The sequence below is a fragment of the Nocardia sp. CWNU-33 genome (assembly GCF_046764895.1).
In the GTDB taxonomy this organism is placed as follows: Bacteria; Actinomycetota; Actinomycetes; order Mycobacteriales; family Mycobacteriaceae; genus Nocardia.
The window spans coordinates 18,027-31,956 of the sequence record NZ_JBKOQN010000028.1 but is presented as its reverse complement, the minus strand read 5'-3'; the positions used below and the strand labels follow the sequence as shown (position 1 = coordinate 31,956).

The following is a 13,930-nucleotide window of genomic DNA, read 5'->3' as shown; positions in this document are numbered from 1 at the left end:
GAAGCCGGGCGGATCCCGGCGTGGAAGCCGAGATCCGCCCGTAGGTGACAAGCCGGATCAAGCGATCTCGAGCACCATGCCGCGGTCCGCGTCGGTAATGGGCGCGTCGGAACCGGTCATGTAATGCACCAGGGTCGAGCGGTCGTCGAGCATGAGCCAGTTGAGCGAATCGGCGAGCTCGCCGCGCAGCGCCTTGGTCGTCACACCGAGGGTGGCGCCGTGGGCGGCTGTTCCGGGAGCGACCGCGACGGCGACTGCGCCGGTCTTGGCGATGGCCCACTCGGTCACGGTGGCCTCAACCGCGGGGGTGACGGCCACCGCGACGCGGACACCAGGGCCTGCGCCGCGAGCAAGCAGCAGCCGGGCCAGACGGTTCGACCAGAGGTCGAGCTCACGATAGGTGAGCTCGCAGTCGGCGGCGGACACGGCGACGGCGGTCGGATCGTTCACGGCATGCGCGGACACAGCGCTCGGCCGCAGCTGGACAACTGTTTCAGCAGGCGATTCGATCAGCGTGGTCATGTTCGTCTCTCTCTCGAAAATCTTGGTCCGTGGCGTCTTCGGTATGCCTATAAATCTCGTCGTCGGAGCCTCATTTCGACAGGAACCCCAGTACTGGCCGATCCCCTCCGAGGGTGTGCGTTTCTCACACCTTGGTGTGACGTCCACGAGTGGACCTGCCTCCTACGTGTCGCGTAGTAGACGGGTACCGTGGTAGCCGTGTCCGCTCCACCTCGCCGCTCGGCACACAATCGCCCAGCCCTTATTGCGCTGGTGATCGTTGCTGCCCTCGGCTGCCTGGCCCTCGGCTGGTGGCAGTGGCAGCGGTTCGAGTCCGCGAGCGGCACCGGCCAGAACCTCGGTTATGCGCTGCAGTGGCCGCTGTTCGCCGGATTCGCGGTGTTCGCCTACTTCCGTTTCGTGCGCCTGGAACGCGAAGCCGAGACCGGAGACAATGCGGAGCAGGCGCCTGTGAAGCCGAAGCGGGCCCCGAAACCCGTTGCGCCACGAGAGATTCCGGAAGGGTTGCTGCCGGAACGGCCGAAGGCCGTTCGCGACGAAGACCCGGTGCTCGCCGAGTACAACAGGTATCTCGCCGAGCTGCACGCCAATGACATCGACCAGCACGTCCGCGAGGCGGGCCTGCGTGCCCGCGATACCGAGAGGAGCGCCGGTTGACCACCAGCGAGAACTCGACCGAGCCCACCCTGACCGAAAGCGCGCCGGCAGCCGCCGTCGCCCCGACGAACACCGGCAAGATCACGGGCGCGCTGCTGCGCTACCGGGTGCTCGCGTGGGTCACCGGTCTCTGGTTGTTGCTGCTGACCGGCGAAATCATCGCCAAATACGGCTTCGACGTGCACACTCCGAGTTGGATCGCCGTCGTGCACGGCTGGGTGTATTTCGCCTACCTGCTGGTCACCGCCGACCTCGCGGTCAAGGTCCGCTGGCCGCTGCTGCGCACCGTCGGCACCCTGATCGCGGGCACCGTCCCGCTGCTGTCCTTCTTCGTCGAGCATGTCAACGCCAAGAAGGTCAAGGCGGACTTCAACCTCTGACCCGCGGGCGAATCAGTCCGCGAGCGCGGCGAGCGCGGGAACCAACTGGGCCAATGCACGCCCACGATGGGAGACCGCGTTCTTCTGCTCGGGCGTGAGCTGCGCGGCGGTGCCGACCCCACCCGCGGGAACGAACAGCGGGTCGTAGCCGAAACCGCCGTCGCCGACGGGTTTGCGCCCGATCGAGCCGGGCCATTCGCCGCGAACCACGGTCTCGCTCCCACCGGGAACCACCAACGCGCACGCGGAGACGAACTGCGCACCGCGCCGCTCGTCGGGCACATCGCCGAGTTGAGCAAGCAATAGCTCATTGTTGGCCGCGTCCTCGCCGTGGCCACCGGACCAGCGCGCCGACAGCACACCGGGCATCCCGTTCAACGCATCCACCGCGATACCGGAATCATCTGCGACACAAGCCAATCCGGTGGCCACGGCACCGTCGCGCGCCTTCGCCAGCGCGTTCTCCTCGAACGTCGCGCCGGTCTCGGGCGCCTCGTCGTAAGCGGGCAGATCGTCGAGCCCGACGATCTCGATGCCCGCGACACCGGCGTCGTCGAGGATGCGCCGCAGCTCGTTCAGCTTCTTCGCATTACGGCTGGCAACCAGAACGCGTCGAGTCATTACTTCTTCTTCGACTCGGTCGGCTCGGGCAGCACGCCAGGATAGGGCAGCGCCAGCGCCTCTTTCTGCACGGCGAACAGCTGCTCGCAACCGGCGAGCGCCGAGTCGAGCATCTTGTCCAGGGTGGAGCGCGGGAACGTCGCGCCCTCGCCGGTGCCCTGGATTTCCACCAGGGTGCCGGTGTCGGTGGCGACCACGTTCATGTCGACCTCAGCGCGCGAATCCTCTTCGTAGGGCAGGTCCAGGCGTACTCGGCCGTCCACGACGCCGACGCTCACCGCGGCGATCGCGCACGAAATCGGCTGCGGATCGTTGAGTCTGCCTGCAGCGGCCAGATAGGTGACCGCATCCGAGAGCGCCACGTACGCGCCGGTGATGGCGGCAGTCCTGGTACCGCCATCGGCCTGCAGCACATCACAGTCGAGGGCGATGGTGTTCTCACCGATGGCCGCGAGGTCGATGCAAGCACGCAGCGATCGACCGATCAGCCGGCTGATCTCCTGCGTGCGGCCGCCGACCTTGCCCTTGACCGATTCCCGCCCGCTGCGGGTGTGAGTGGCCGCGGGCAGCATCGCGTATTCGGCGGTCAGCCAACCGAGGCCGGAGTCGCGCCGCCACGGCGGCACGCCGTCGGTGACACTCGCGGTGCACATCACGCGGGTCTGCCCGAACTCCACCAGCACCGAACCGGCTGGGTGCGCGGTGAATCCACGGGTGATCCGTACCTCGCGGAGTTGATCGTCCGCCCTGCCATCGGCTCGTCTCGACACGGGCCCAGCCTACTGTGTTTAATTTGCAGCGCCTTCGGCGCTGCGTGTTCGCGGCCCCGAAGGCTCGCGTCCGAGCGGCCGAGACTCGCGACTTCGTCGCATGCGCTTCGGCCGCTCGGACGCGAGCCGGCCGCGAACGGTCGCTCGTAAGACTCGCTCCGTGGTGGATGCTTTGGTGGGGAAGCTCGCAACTTTGGTGCGCTGTATCGGTTGCGTGGTGCCGACTACGAACGGTCGCTCGTAAGACTCGCTTCGCAGTGGTTGGGCTGGAGGGGGAATCCGGGCGTTGGACCTACGGTCAGATGTCGAAGGTTTCCCCGGGTGCGACCGCATGCACCGGGCCGGAGAACTGCGCCTTCGCCTCGGCGATGACGTCCTCGCGGGAGGTCCACGGCGGGATGTGGGTGAGCAGCAGCTCTTTCACCCCGGCCTGGGCCGCGATCATGCCCGCCTCGGTGCCCGAAAGGTGAATCCCGGGAGGCCGATTCGCCGGATCGTGCGTCCACGAGGCCTCGGCCATCAGAATGTCGGCGTCCTGGGCCAGTTCCTGAACAGCCCCGCACATCGCGGTGTCACCGGTATAGACAAAGGTCCGGCCGGCGGCGGTGACGATCCGCAGCCCATAGGACTCCGGCGGGTGGTACATCCGCCGCGCCGTCACCGTATGTCCCGGCCCGAACTCGACCGCCTCGCCTTCACCCCAGGCCCGATGATCGATGACGTCCGACCAGTCGTCGCATTCCCCGCCGATCTCCGCGGAGGCATTGCCGATGCGCAACGCGCTGTCGGAAGGACCGCGCACGATCGCCTTCCCCACCGGTGGCGTCGGATGGTAGCGCCGCCACACCAGCAGTCCGGGCAGATCGAGGCAATGATCCGCATGCAGGTGGGTCAGGAAGATATCGACCTCACCGGGATCGGCGTGGCGCTGCAATGCGCCGAGCACGCCGGGTCCGAAATCGATCACCACCGGCCGCATATCGGGGCCGCTCAGCAGGTACCCCGACGCAGGGGCGTCCGGGCCGGACACGCTGCCCGAGCACCCGAGGACGGTAAGGCGCATTCCCCCATGCTGCCACGACGAATTCTCGCTCAAGGAAGGATCCCCCACATTTCCCGACGCGCCGCACGCTCACCGTGGCGACGCACTGACTCCGGCTCGATCCCCGCGACGGTGTCGACGTTCATCACCAGAGAGTACCCAGCCTGCCAGCACTCCACCCATCGCCCCGAAAAGATGTCCCTGCCAAGAGATTCCAGGTTGTCCGGGCAATACGCCCCACAACAGCGACCCGTACACGGCCAAAACGACGAGTCCGACCACGATTTGCGCGATACTGCGGGCGAACCAGCCGCGCGAGATCAGGAAGGTCAACCAGCCGAAAACCAGGGCGGACGCACCGAGATGCACCGATCCGCTTGCTCCGGTGAGCCAGGTTCCGATCCCGGCCACGACCCAGATGACCGCGGTGGCGGCCAGCCCGCGCCCGATCCCCGCGAGCAGCGTCAGGAAGCCCAGCACCAGCACCGGCAGGGTGTTGCCGATCAGATGGTCCCAGCCGCCGTGCAGGACTGGAGCCCACAGGATGCCCCACAGGCCGTCCGCGGTGCGCGGCTCGATGCCCGCGCGATCGAGCTGGGAGTCGTCGAGTTGATCGACGCCCTCGATGCCGTACAGCAGCACGACGAATCCGGATATCAGAACTCCGGCGCGCAGCCAGAGCTGTTTGACCACCCCGAGGTTGCCGGAAGTCTCGGCCGGGCTCGGCGCAGGCGATCCCGGCAGCGGCGCGCTCGGTGGAGTCGAGCCCACCGGGTTACCCAGCTGCGCGCGCAGCGCGGCAATCCGATCCGGATCGAACGACGATCCGATTCCCGCACCGCCGGTCATCGCAACCTCCTCGTCGAGCAAGGCATCGCGGTCGCGAAGGTCCGATCGCGAGCCGGTGCCCCGCCTCTTCGAGAGTACCGGTGTATATCGCCACCAAGCGGTAGGCAAGACCGAAAGCCCCTGGTCGACGCGACGGCGAGTCAGGCCCAGAGTTGGCCTTCGAGGCGTTGCTCCGCCTCTTCGAGCGTGCCGTCGTAAGCACCGGTCGAGAGGTACTTCCAGCCGCCGTCGGCCACCACGAAAGCAATGTCCGCGCGCCCGCCTGCCTTGAGGACCTTGCGCGCGACCCCGAGCGCGGCGTGCAGAATCGCGCCGGTCGAGATGCCCGCGAAAATGCCCTCCTCCAGGACCAATTCGCGGGTGCGCTTGACCGCGTCGAACGGGCCGACCGAGAACCGGGTGGTCAGCACGGACTCGTCGTAGAGCTCCGGGATGAAGCCCTCGTCGATATTGCGCAGTCCGTAGACGAGTTCGCCGTAGCGCGGCTCCGCGGCGACGATCTCGATACCGGGCACCTGCTCGCGGAGAAAACGCCCGGTCCCCATCAGGGTTCCGGTGGTGCCGAGCCCGGCGACGAAATGGGTGATCTCCGGCAGATCGGCCAGGATCTCCGGGCCGGTCGTCTCATAGTGCGCCAGCGCGTTGGCGGGGTTGCCGTACTGGTAGAGCATCACCCAGTCCGGATTCTCGGCCGCGATCTGCTTGGCCTTGGCCACCGCCTGATTCGAGCCACCGGCGGCCGGGGAATCGATGATCCGCGCACCGAACATGGTCAGCAGCTGACGCCGCTCCACCGAGGTGTTCTCCGGCATCACGCAGACCAGCCGGTAGCCCTTGAGCTTGGCTGCCATCGCCAGCGAGATTCCGGTATTGCCGCTGGTCGGCTCCAGAATCGTGCAGCCCGGCGTCAGCAGACCGTCGGCCTCGGCCTGCTCGATCATCCGCAGGGCGGGGCGATCCTTGATCGACCCCGTCGGATTGCGATCCTCCAGCTTGGCCCACAACCGCACCGGGTTCTCGCCGTCCCACCGCGGGGACAGGTTGCGCAGTCCGACCAGCGGGGTGTTACCCAGCGTCGCGATCAGCGATTCATAGCGCGCCACGGGGTCGCTCAGCCGCCCGCGACGGCAGGCAGGATGGTCACCGAGGCATCCGCGGGCACCTCGGCCGCGAGGCCACCGGAGAAGCGCACGTCCTCGTCGTCGACGTAGATGTTGACGTAGCGGTTCAGCTTGCCGTCCTTGAGCAGCCGCTCGGCCAGGCCGGGGTGGTTGGCCTCCAGATCGGCGATCAGTGCGGACAATGTGGCGCCGTTGGCCTCGACCCGCTTTTCACCGCCGGTCAGGCCACGCATGATCGTCGGGATGGACACGGTTACCGACATGGGGACTCCTCGATTTCGACAAATAAGGGGAAGGGTCTAGGCGGGGGCGTAGGCGTCGACGATCTGCACGGGCTCCTCGGTGACCTCGCCGTCGAGAATCCGGTAGCTGCGCAACTCGTGCTGCTCGGGATCGCGGGTGGAGATCAGCACGTAGTGCGCATTCGGCTCGGACGCGTAGGACACATCGGTGCGGCTGGGGTAGGCCTCGGTCGCGGTGTGCGAGTGATAGATCACCACCGGCTCCTCGTCGGCACTGTCCATCTCGCGCCACACCTTCAGCTGCTCACCGGAGTCGAACCGATAGAAGGTCGGCGAGCGCTCGGCGTTGACCATGGCCAGGAATCGCTCCGGCCGGTCGGAGCCTTCCGGCCCCGAGATGACGCCGCAGGCCTCGTCCGGGTGATCGGCGCGGGCATGCGCCACCATCGCCTCGACAAGGTCGGCCCTGATCACCAGCACGAGTCAAACCCTTCTGCAAATTCGGCTTAGCAGTTGCCGACCTATCGCACTCGACAACGAGCCAGAATATTCGGCTATTCCCCGGCGGCTGCGAACAGGTCGGAGTATGCGGGAATCCCGGCGATGGATCGGGCGGCCAGGATCGCGTCCACGATCGCGCGTTCCACGCAGACCGCGGCGGCCGTGCACACTTCGTCGAGCACCAGCAGGTCCTGCGGAAACGCGGGCGGCAGCGGGAAGGTCGCCGGTCGCGCGGTTCCGGTGGCCAACGCGAACAAGGTGTCGCCGTCCAGCGGGGAATGCGCCGGGCGGATCGCGCGGGCGATGCCGTCGTGCGCGGTGGTCGCCATCCGGCGGCAGCCCGCCGGATCCAGCGGTGCGTCGGTGGCAACGACGCCGATGGTCGTATTGAGGACGGTGCCCTTGACCGCGAGCGCGTTGGCCCTTGCCAGCGCCTCGGGGTCGGCGGGGCGCAGCCCGAAGTATTCGGGACCATCGGTCCCGGTCCCCCACGGCAAACCGGTGCGGGGATCGAACACCGAGCCGACCGGATTGGCCACGATGAGCGCGGCAACCGTCACGCCCGTGTCGAGCACCACACTCGCGGTGCCGACGCCGCCCTTGATCGACCCCGCCCGCGCGCCGACACCCGCACCGACCGTACCGCGCTCGAACTCGACCGCGGCGGCATCCGAGGCCAGGTACCCGAACTCGGCGGTGGGCCGAATCCCCCAGTCCCCCACCGGAAGATCGAAGATCACCGCACCGGGCACGATGGGCACCACCCGGCTCGGGTCGGCAGGATCCATCGGGATGCCGTCGCCGTTCTCCTCCAGCCAGCGCATCACGCCGTCGGCGGCCGCGAGGCCGTAGGCGCTGCCGCCGGAGAGCAGGATCGAATTCACCTGTCGCACAGTGTTTGCCGGGTCGAGCAGATCGGTTTCCCGGGTGCCGGGCCCGCCACCGCGCACATCGACGGCAGCGGTCGCACCGTCCGGCGCGCGGACCACGGTGCAGCCGGTTGCCGCACCGGAGCCGAGCGTCGCGTCCGGATCGAGCTCGTGATGGTGCCCTACCAGCAGCCCGGGTACATCGGTGATCGAATTACGTTGTCCGGGTCGGCCGTTCATAACAACACCTCCTGGCTGTCGGTCACGGAATCGTCTCCGTTGCGGCGAAGTGGTGATATCCCTCGGCCGGACGGGGTTACGGAGCGAGTGCCTGCAGCAGCGAATCCTGCATCCAGGTCAGCCAGTGGTACACATCGAGATGTGGGCCGCGCGGGTCGTCGGCTTCCAGATGATCGGGCGTATCGGCATCGATGCCGAGCACCGCGCCGAGGGCGAGTCGTACATCGGTGAGCGCGATCAACCACGCGTCGGCCTGTTCCGGGGTCAGCAGGATTCGGCCGCCGTCCGCGGGCACCGTGTTCAGCACCACCGAGCCCGCGGCCAGTTTGGCGTCGATGATCTCCGGCTCGTGCAGGCCGCGCAGCGCGCTGTTGAGATCGGCGCGATCGGCGTCGGGGGAACCGGGTTCACTGCGGTGGAAGTCCGGCAGCAGGCGGTGCAGCCGAGGATCATCGGGCGGGCTCGAATTGCCGGTACGCAGCCCGGTCAGTGCGGCGAGATCGTCTTCGGGGGCCGAATTGGCCCGTTCGGTCAGCAGCCCGGAGACCGAGCCGACCAGGGAACGCAACACGCTCGCCTCACGCGCGTCCATCTCGGAGCGCAATTTGAGGCCGCTCAGTGAGTTCTTTCGGCTCCACTTCCGCACTGACGTCAGCGTAGTCGTATTGGTCAGTCGTCCCGTTGCATGGTCGCCCAGAGTCCCGCGGCGTGCAGTCTTCTCACGTCCTGTTCCATCTTGTCCCGCGAGCCCGAGGACACCACTGCCTTGCCCTCGTTGTGCACCTGAAGCATCAATTCGGTGGCCTTCGCCTTGGTGTAGCCGAACAGCTTCTGGAAGATGTAGGTGACGTAATGCATCAGGTTGACCGGGTCGTCCCAGACGACCGTGACCCACGGACGGTCCTCGGCCTCCAGAATCTCGGTGTACTCGACCGCCTCCGGAGTCGCCTGTGCCGCCGACAGTGCCGCGTTCGCTTCGCACAAGCCCATAACACTCAGGGTACGACTCGACCCCGAAATCACAACACCCGTCCACGATCGTTTCGACGTTCGGGAGACATCCCGACCACACCGGCCTATCATGCCCGCCACCGCTGTCTAGAGTGGCTTCGTGGACATCCGCGACGGCGTCGGCAGCACCGCACTGTTGACCGACCAGTACGAACTGACCATGCTCGCCGCCGCACTCGCCGACGGTTCCGCGCACCGGCGCTGCACCTTCGAGGTGTTCGCCAGGCGGTTGCCGCACGGCAGGCGCTACGGTGTCGTCGCGGGCACCGGCAGGCTGCTGGAGGCGCTGGCGCACTTCCGATTCGGCGAACCGGAATTGGCGACCATCGCGGGCTTCTCGGACGCCGCGACCATCGAGTGGCTGCGCGATTACACATTCACCGGCGATATCGACGGCTACGCCGAGGGCGATCTGTATTTCCCTGGCTCACCGATTCTTTCGGTGTGTGGCAGCTTCGCGGAATGCGTCCTGCTGGAGACGCTCGCGCTCTCGATCCTCAACCACGACAGCGCAATCGCCTCGGCTGCCGCCCGCATGGTGAGCGCCGCAGGCGGGCGTCGGATGATCGAGATGGGCTCGCGGCGCGCCCACGAGCTGGCCGCACCCGCCAGCTCACGAGCCGCCTATCTTGCGGGCTTCGACGCCACCTCGAATCTGGAGGCGGTGCGCAGCTTCGGCGTGCCGGGCGCGGGCACCAGTGCGCACGCGTTCACCCTGCTGCACAGCGCTACCGACGGCGCACACGAGGCGGCCGCGTTCCGCAGTCAGATCGACGCGCTCGGTGTCGGGACGACGCTGCTGGTGGACACCTTCGACATCACGGCGGGCGTCGCGACCGCCATCGAGGTCGCCGGCCCCGAACTGGGTGGCGTGCGCATCGATTCCGGTGATCTCGGCGTCCTGGCCAGACAGGTGCGCGATCAGCTCGACGGCCTCGGCGCCACCAACACCCGCATCGTGGTGTCCGGCGATCTCGACGAGTACGCCATCGCCGCGCTACGGGCCGAGCCGGTCGACGTCTACGGCGTCGGCACCTCGCTGGTCACCGGTTCCGGCGCGCCGACGGCAGGCATGGTCTACAAGCTGGTCGAGGTGGACGGCCTGCCGGTGGCCAAGCGCAGCAGCCACAAGCAGTCGCGCGGCGGCACCAAAAAAGCGATCCGGCTGGCGCGGCACACCGGCACCATCGTCGAAGAGATCATCTACCCCGCCGCAGGCACCGCACCGGCCACGAACGGATTCGAGGCCCGCGAGCTGCTGGTTCCGCTGGTGCGCGGCGGCAAGGCGGTCGATGGTCTACCGGTGCTCGCCGACAGCCGCAAACTGGTGTCGCGCGGGCTGGTCAGCCTGCCGTGGGAGGGCCTGAAGCTGTCCGACGGCGACCCGGCGATTCCGACGACATTCGTGAGCTGATCAGCGGCGGGGCTCGGAGGCCCGAGCGCGGCGCTTGGCGACCCCGATGGACGGTGATCCCTGTCGGTCCCAACCAGTAGGCTGCTCGCGTGCCCGAACTGCCGCCCACCTCCGACCTTTTGGCCACTGCCGTGCAGGCGCTCGGCGGGAAAGAGCGGGTCGGGCAGGTGACGATGGCCGCGGCGGTGGACCACGCGATCGATACCAAGGAACATCTCGCCGTGCAGGCGGGAACCGGGACCGGGAAGTCGCTGGCATACCTGGTGCCGAGCCTGCGGCACGCGGTGCGGACCGGGCGGACGGTCGTGGTGTCGACCGCGACGATCGCCTTGCAGCGCCAGCTGGTCGACCGGGACCTGCCCCGGCTTTCCGAGGCGCTGAGCAAGCCGCTCGGGCGCACGGCCCAGTTCGCAATCCTCAAGGGCCGCAACAACTATCTGTGCTTGAACAAGATCAATAGCGTGATCCCGGACGAGCCCGCCGAGGCAGAGCTGTTCGACGCGTTCGCGATCTCCCGGCTCGGCCGGGAGGTGCAGCGGCTCAACGAGTGGGCCTCCGACACCGAGACCGGCGATCGCGACGAGCTGGCACCCGGCGTGACCGATCGCGCCTGGCGGCAGGTCAGCGTGTCGTCGCGGGAATGCCTCGGCAAGTCGCGCTGCCCGTTCGGGCAGGACTGCTTTGCCGAACGGGCGCGGGCGGAGTCGGCGCAGGCCGATGTGGTGGTGACCAATCACGCCCTGCTCGCCATCGACGCGATCAGCGGCATCCAGGTGCTGCCGGAACACGATGTCGTCGTCATCGACGAGGCGCACGAGCTGGTCGACCGGGTGACCGGCGTGGCCACCGCGGAACTGGCGCCCTCGGCCATCAGCGCGGCGGCGCGCCGCTGCGCCAAGCTCGTCGACGAACAGGAGGTCGACCGTCTCGAAGGCGCGTCGGAGGCCTGGCACAACGTCCTGGACGAGCTGCCCGCCGCCCGTTGGGACGCGCTGCCCGGTGGTGTCGCCCCGGTGCTCGCCCTGGTCCGCGACGCGGCATGGAACGTGCGCACCGCGCTGGCCCCACAGGGCGGCATGTCCGCGCAGGGTGACCCGGAGAGCGCCGCCGCACGCACCCAAGCGCTCGCCGCGATCGACGAGGTGCACGACAGCGCGGTACGCGCGCTGACGGCGTTCGACGAACCCGATCCTGCGAGCAGGCGCGATGTCATCTGGCTCGCTGCCGACGAGATACGCGGGGTCGTCCGGCGCACGCTGCGGATGGCGCCGCTTTCGGTGGGCGGCCTGTTGCGCAGCAGGTTGTTCGGCACCGCGACGGTGGTCTTGACCTCAGCAACATTGCAGATCGGCGGTTCGTTCGATGGCCTCGCGATCACGTGGGGTCTGCCCGCGCAGTCGGGGAGCCGCACGGATTCGGCCACCGCGAACGGTGCCGTCGCGCCGTCGGATGTGGAGACGGTCCGGTGGAGTTCACTGGATGTCGGCTCGCCGTTCGACCATGCCAAGTCCGGCATCCTGTATGTCGCCAAGCATCTGCCCGCGCCCGGTCGCGATGGACTCGCGCCTGCCTACCTCGATGAGATCGAGCGGCTGATCCGCGCCGCGGGCGGCCGCACGCTCGGCTTGTTCTCCTCCATGCGCGCCGCCAAAGCGGCCACCGAGGCGCTGCGCGGGCGGCTCGACACACCGGTGCTCTGCCAAGGCGACGACTCGACCGGCGCGCTGGTGCGCAAGTTCGCCGACGATCCGGAGACCTCACTGTTCGGCACGCTGTCGCTGTGGCAGGGCGTCGACGTGCCGGGCCCGTCGCTGAGCCTGGTGATCTTGGATCGGATTCCGTTCCCGCGGCCCGACGATCCGCTGCTGACGGCACGGCAGCGCGCGGTGGAGTCACGCGGCGGCAACGGCTTCATGACCGTCGCCGCCAACCATGCGGCGCTACTGCTCGCCCAGGGCACCGGCAGGCTACTGCGCAGCGTCGACGACCGCGGCGTGGTCGCCATCCTCGATTCCCGCTTGGCCACCGCGCGCTACGGCGGCTACCTGCGTGCTTCGCTGCCGCCGTACTGGGAAACCTCGGACCCGAATGTGGTGACCAAGGCACTCGAACGACTCACCGCTACGTCACTGTGATACCACTCACAAAGCGGGCGATTACTTCCAGACAGAAGTAAATTTGGCCTTGGTACTCCGCTGGAACCCAATTCCCACACCGGACGTATCGGCAGTCCCCGCGCCAAGCCCTGCACGCGGCGCGGGGACACCAACTTTCGCGCACGGCCGAACCAAATCGCCTGCTGCGCAGCACCCCGACATCAGACCGTGTCCGAAGGTGTGTGCCAGCACGATCTCATCGATGGTCTACGAAAAGAGCTGCACGACAAGGGGATACAAAACACCCTCCGAGAAACGCGCGACAAGTTCCACCATGCCGTGACGAATGTTCCAGTCCTGCACTCGAAGCCGAGCCCGACACGGCGCTGAGATCGCGCAGACGGTTCACGACGAAGCCGGCTCTGCCGCCGCCGCGTCGTGAACCGTCCCTTACCGGCACGAGCCGAACTCCCGGTGTCAGTCGCGCACGGCGACGGCATCCACCTCGAACAGCATCGTGGGCAGCGCCAGCGCGGCAACCCCGGCCAACGTCTGGACCGGAGGCTTGTCGCCCCAGATTTCGGCGATCTTCTTCCCCAGCACGGCGAGCTTGTCCAGATCGTGGTCGACGATGAACGTCCGCAACTGCGCCACATCGGCGTAATCCAAGCCCGCCGAGCGCAGCGCGGTGCCGAGATTGGCGAAGGCACGGTCGACCTGAGCGGCGAAGTCGTCGCTGGTGGTGTGCCCGTCGGCGTCGGAATCATATTGCCCGGCGATCAGAACCAGCTCGCCCGTCACTCGTGCCACGTGGCTGTAGCCGAAGCCGGTGGGGTCGTGCAGTTCGGCCGGGTTACTGATCTCGATCGTCATCGCCGTCTCCTTCATCGTCACCTGTTGTCGAGCAACAACTACAACGACGATGCGAGTTGCCCGAGTGTGACATGACGACGATCACAGACAACGGTGGCGCGGCGACCCCTCGGTCACCGCGCCACCATCGACGAATTCAATTGTGCGTCCGCACCGAACGCGTCGAGATCAGAGCACCCACTTCAAGATCAGGGTGAGCACCGCCGCGGCCACAGCCAGCACCACGGCGCCCGCGCCCCAGACGAACCCCTGCCGCTGCCACGGACGGCCGCTGTCCAGCGAGAACTTACCCGGGCCGGTGAACGCGATGCTCGCGCCGACGACTGCGAACAGCAGAGCCGTTTCGTAGCCCTTGCCGGTCAGCAGGCCGCCACTCCAGGTGGTGTTGATGGCGTTGATCATGGTGCCGAGCACGATGGCCGCTGCCAGCGGAGTCAGCAGGCCCAGCAGCAGCAACAGACCGCCGGTCAGCTCGCTGAGCCCGGCGAGAGTGCCGAAAAGCTTGCCGGGGTTGTAGCCCATGGAGTCGAAGGCGGCGGCGTTCTTGCTCCAGCCGTATCCGCTGAACCACCCGAACAGCTTCTGGGTGCCGTGTGCGGCAAGCAGCCCGCCGAAGACGACCCGCAGCAACAGCAGGCCGATGTCGGCGGAGAAGTTATCGAGATCGTTTGCGCTGGTAGCGCGCTCGGGCGTGCTCTTGGTGGTCATGCTGGTCCTCATCC

17 protein-coding genes are annotated in these 13,930 nt (G+C 67.6%); 4 read left to right on the top strand and 13 right to left on the bottom strand.

All coding sequences use genetic code 11. The features are described 5' to 3' along the window. Positions 1 to 57: 57 nt before the first annotated feature. Positions 58 to 522, bottom strand: a complete 465-nt coding sequence (locus ACLMAL_RS29445; RefSeq protein ID WP_412002059.1) for an AMP-binding protein — start codon at positions 520 to 522, stop codon at positions 58 to 60. Between the two features lie 198 nt (positions 523 to 720). Here ACLMAL_RS29445 and ACLMAL_RS29440 point away from each other — a divergent pair, with 198 nt between their 5' ends. Both ACLMAL_RS29440 and ACLMAL_RS29435 read left to right on the top strand, forming a co-directional pair. Further along, positions 721 to 1,179, top strand: coding sequence for a transcriptional regulator (locus ACLMAL_RS29440; protein ID WP_412002058.1), 459 nt, complete (start codon positions 721 to 723; stop codon positions 1,177 to 1,179). Continuing rightward, entirely contained in the window at positions 1,176 to 1,559 is a 384-nt protein-coding gene (locus tag ACLMAL_RS29435) for a DUF3817 domain-containing protein (RefSeq protein WP_412002057.1), read from the top strand. Before ACLMAL_RS29440 ends, ACLMAL_RS29435 begins: the two co-directional genes overlap by 4 nt. A 12-nt stretch (positions 1,560 to 1,571) precedes the next feature. On the opposite strand, the gene rdgB is transcribed toward ACLMAL_RS29435, so the two are convergent. The 10 genes from rdgB to clpS form a co-directional block, all read right to left on the bottom strand. Further along, positions 1,572 to 2,180 (bottom strand): RdgB/HAM1 family non-canonical purine NTP pyrophosphatase, encoded by a 609-nt coding sequence (gene rdgB, locus ACLMAL_RS29430; RefSeq protein ID WP_412002056.1) that lies wholly within the window; start codon positions 2,178 to 2,180, stop codon positions 1,572 to 1,574. Next, positions 2,180 to 2,950 carry a ribonuclease PH gene (rph, locus tag ACLMAL_RS29425; protein ID WP_328409955.1) on the bottom strand — a complete coding sequence of 257 codons (771 nt, stop codon included), beginning with the start codon at positions 2,948 to 2,950 and terminating at the stop codon, positions 2,180 to 2,182. The genes rdgB and rph overlap by 1 nt, the downstream gene beginning before the upstream one ends. A gap of 298 nt (positions 2,951 to 3,248) precedes the next feature. Then, positions 3,249 to 4,013 carry a cyclic nucleotide-degrading phosphodiesterase gene (locus ACLMAL_RS29420; protein WP_328409953.1) on the bottom strand — a complete coding sequence of 255 codons (765 nt, stop codon included), beginning with the start codon at positions 4,011 to 4,013 and terminating at the stop codon, positions 3,249 to 3,251. 69 nt (positions 4,014 to 4,082) lie between these two features. Continuing rightward, positions 4,083 to 4,841 carry a rhomboid family intramembrane serine protease gene (locus tag ACLMAL_RS29415; RefSeq protein ID WP_412002055.1) on the bottom strand — a complete coding sequence of 253 codons (759 nt, stop codon included), beginning with the start codon at positions 4,839 to 4,841 and terminating at the stop codon, positions 4,083 to 4,085. A 140-nt stretch (positions 4,842 to 4,981) separates the two neighbouring features. Beyond that, a complete protein-coding gene (locus ACLMAL_RS29410; RefSeq protein WP_379072699.1) occupies positions 4,982 to 5,944 on the bottom strand; it encodes a PLP-dependent cysteine synthase family protein in 963 nt (320 codons plus the stop codon). An 8-nt stretch (positions 5,945 to 5,952) separates the two neighbouring features. Further along, positions 5,953 to 6,225 carry a MoaD/ThiS family protein gene (locus ACLMAL_RS29405; RefSeq protein ID WP_406236733.1) on the bottom strand — a complete coding sequence of 91 codons (273 nt, stop codon included), beginning with the start codon at positions 6,223 to 6,225 and terminating at the stop codon, positions 5,953 to 5,955. A gap of 36 nt (positions 6,226 to 6,261) precedes the next feature. After that, entirely contained in the window at positions 6,262 to 6,684 is a 423-nt protein-coding gene (locus tag ACLMAL_RS29400; RefSeq protein WP_328409945.1) for a M67 family metallopeptidase, read from the bottom strand. Between the two features lie 74 nt (positions 6,685 to 6,758). Next, on the bottom strand, positions 6,759 to 7,814 hold the full coding sequence (locus ACLMAL_RS29395; RefSeq protein WP_412002054.1) for a P1 family peptidase: 1,056 nt from the start codon (positions 7,812 to 7,814) through the stop codon (positions 6,759 to 6,761). Between the two features lie 76 nt (positions 7,815 to 7,890). After that, positions 7,891 to 8,460, bottom strand: coding sequence for a DUF2017 domain-containing protein (locus ACLMAL_RS29390; protein ID WP_328409941.1), 570 nt, complete (start codon positions 8,458 to 8,460; stop codon positions 7,891 to 7,893). 23 nt (positions 8,461 to 8,483) lie between these two features. After that, positions 8,484 to 8,804, bottom strand: a complete 321-nt coding sequence (clpS, locus tag ACLMAL_RS29385) for an ATP-dependent Clp protease adapter ClpS (protein WP_328409939.1) — start codon at positions 8,802 to 8,804, stop codon at positions 8,484 to 8,486. 121 nt (positions 8,805 to 8,925) lie between these two features. Here clpS and ACLMAL_RS29380 point away from each other — a divergent pair, with 121 nt between their 5' ends. Together ACLMAL_RS29380 and ACLMAL_RS29375 are read left to right on the top strand one after the other, a co-directional pair. Further along, on the top strand, positions 8,926 to 10,239 hold the full coding sequence (locus ACLMAL_RS29380) for a nicotinate phosphoribosyltransferase (protein ID WP_412002053.1): 1,314 nt from the start codon (positions 8,926 to 8,928) through the stop codon (positions 10,237 to 10,239). 89 nt (positions 10,240 to 10,328) lie between these two features. Beyond that, positions 10,329 to 12,374, top strand: a complete 2,046-nt coding sequence (locus ACLMAL_RS29375) for an ATP-dependent DNA helicase (RefSeq protein ID WP_412002052.1) — start codon at positions 10,329 to 10,331, stop codon at positions 12,372 to 12,374. A 438-nt stretch (positions 12,375 to 12,812) separates the two neighbouring features. Here ACLMAL_RS29375 and ACLMAL_RS29370 read toward each other — a convergent pair whose 3' ends face one another. Next, positions 12,813 to 13,208 (bottom strand): RidA family protein, encoded by a 396-nt coding sequence (locus ACLMAL_RS29370; RefSeq protein WP_412002051.1) that lies wholly within the window; start codon positions 13,206 to 13,208, stop codon positions 12,813 to 12,815. A gap of 168 nt (positions 13,209 to 13,376) precedes the next feature. Next, a complete protein-coding gene (locus ACLMAL_RS29365) occupies positions 13,377 to 13,916 on the bottom strand; it encodes a DoxX family protein (protein WP_412002050.1) in 540 nt (179 codons plus the stop codon). Positions 13,917 to 13,930: the final 14 nt, after the last annotated feature.

Coding starts and splice junctions, on each gene's coding strand:
- rdgB (WP_412002056.1), bottom strand. CDS start 2,180: ATGACTCGACGCGTTCTGGTTGCCAGCCGTAATGCGAAGAAGCTGAAC.
- ACLMAL_RS29405 (WP_406236733.1), bottom strand. CDS start 6,225: ATGTCGGTAACCGTGTCCATCCCGACGATCATGCGTGGCCTGACCGGC.
- ACLMAL_RS29415 (WP_412002055.1), bottom strand. CDS start 4,841: ATGACCGGCGGTGCGGGAATCGGATCGTCGTTCGATCCGGATCGGATT.
- ACLMAL_RS29395 (WP_412002054.1), bottom strand. CDS start 7,814: ATGAACGGCCGACCCGGACAACGTAATTCGATCACCGATGTACCCGGG.
- ACLMAL_RS29370 (WP_412002051.1), bottom strand. CDS start 13,208: ATGACGATCGAGATCAGTAACCCGGCCGAACTGCACGACCCCACCGGC.
- ACLMAL_RS29365 (WP_412002050.1), bottom strand. CDS start 13,916: ATGACCACCAAGAGCACGCCCGAGCGCGCTACCAGCGCAAACGATCTC.
- ACLMAL_RS29420 (WP_328409953.1), bottom strand. CDS start 4,013: ATGCGCCTTACCGTCCTCGGGTGCTCGGGCAGCGTGTCCGGCCCGGAC.
- clpS (WP_328409939.1), bottom strand. CDS start 8,804: ATGGGCTTGTGCGAAGCGAACGCGGCACTGTCGGCGGCACAGGCGACT.
- ACLMAL_RS29445 (WP_412002059.1), bottom strand. CDS start 522: ATGACCACGCTGATCGAATCGCCTGCTGAAACAGTTGTCCAGCTGCGG.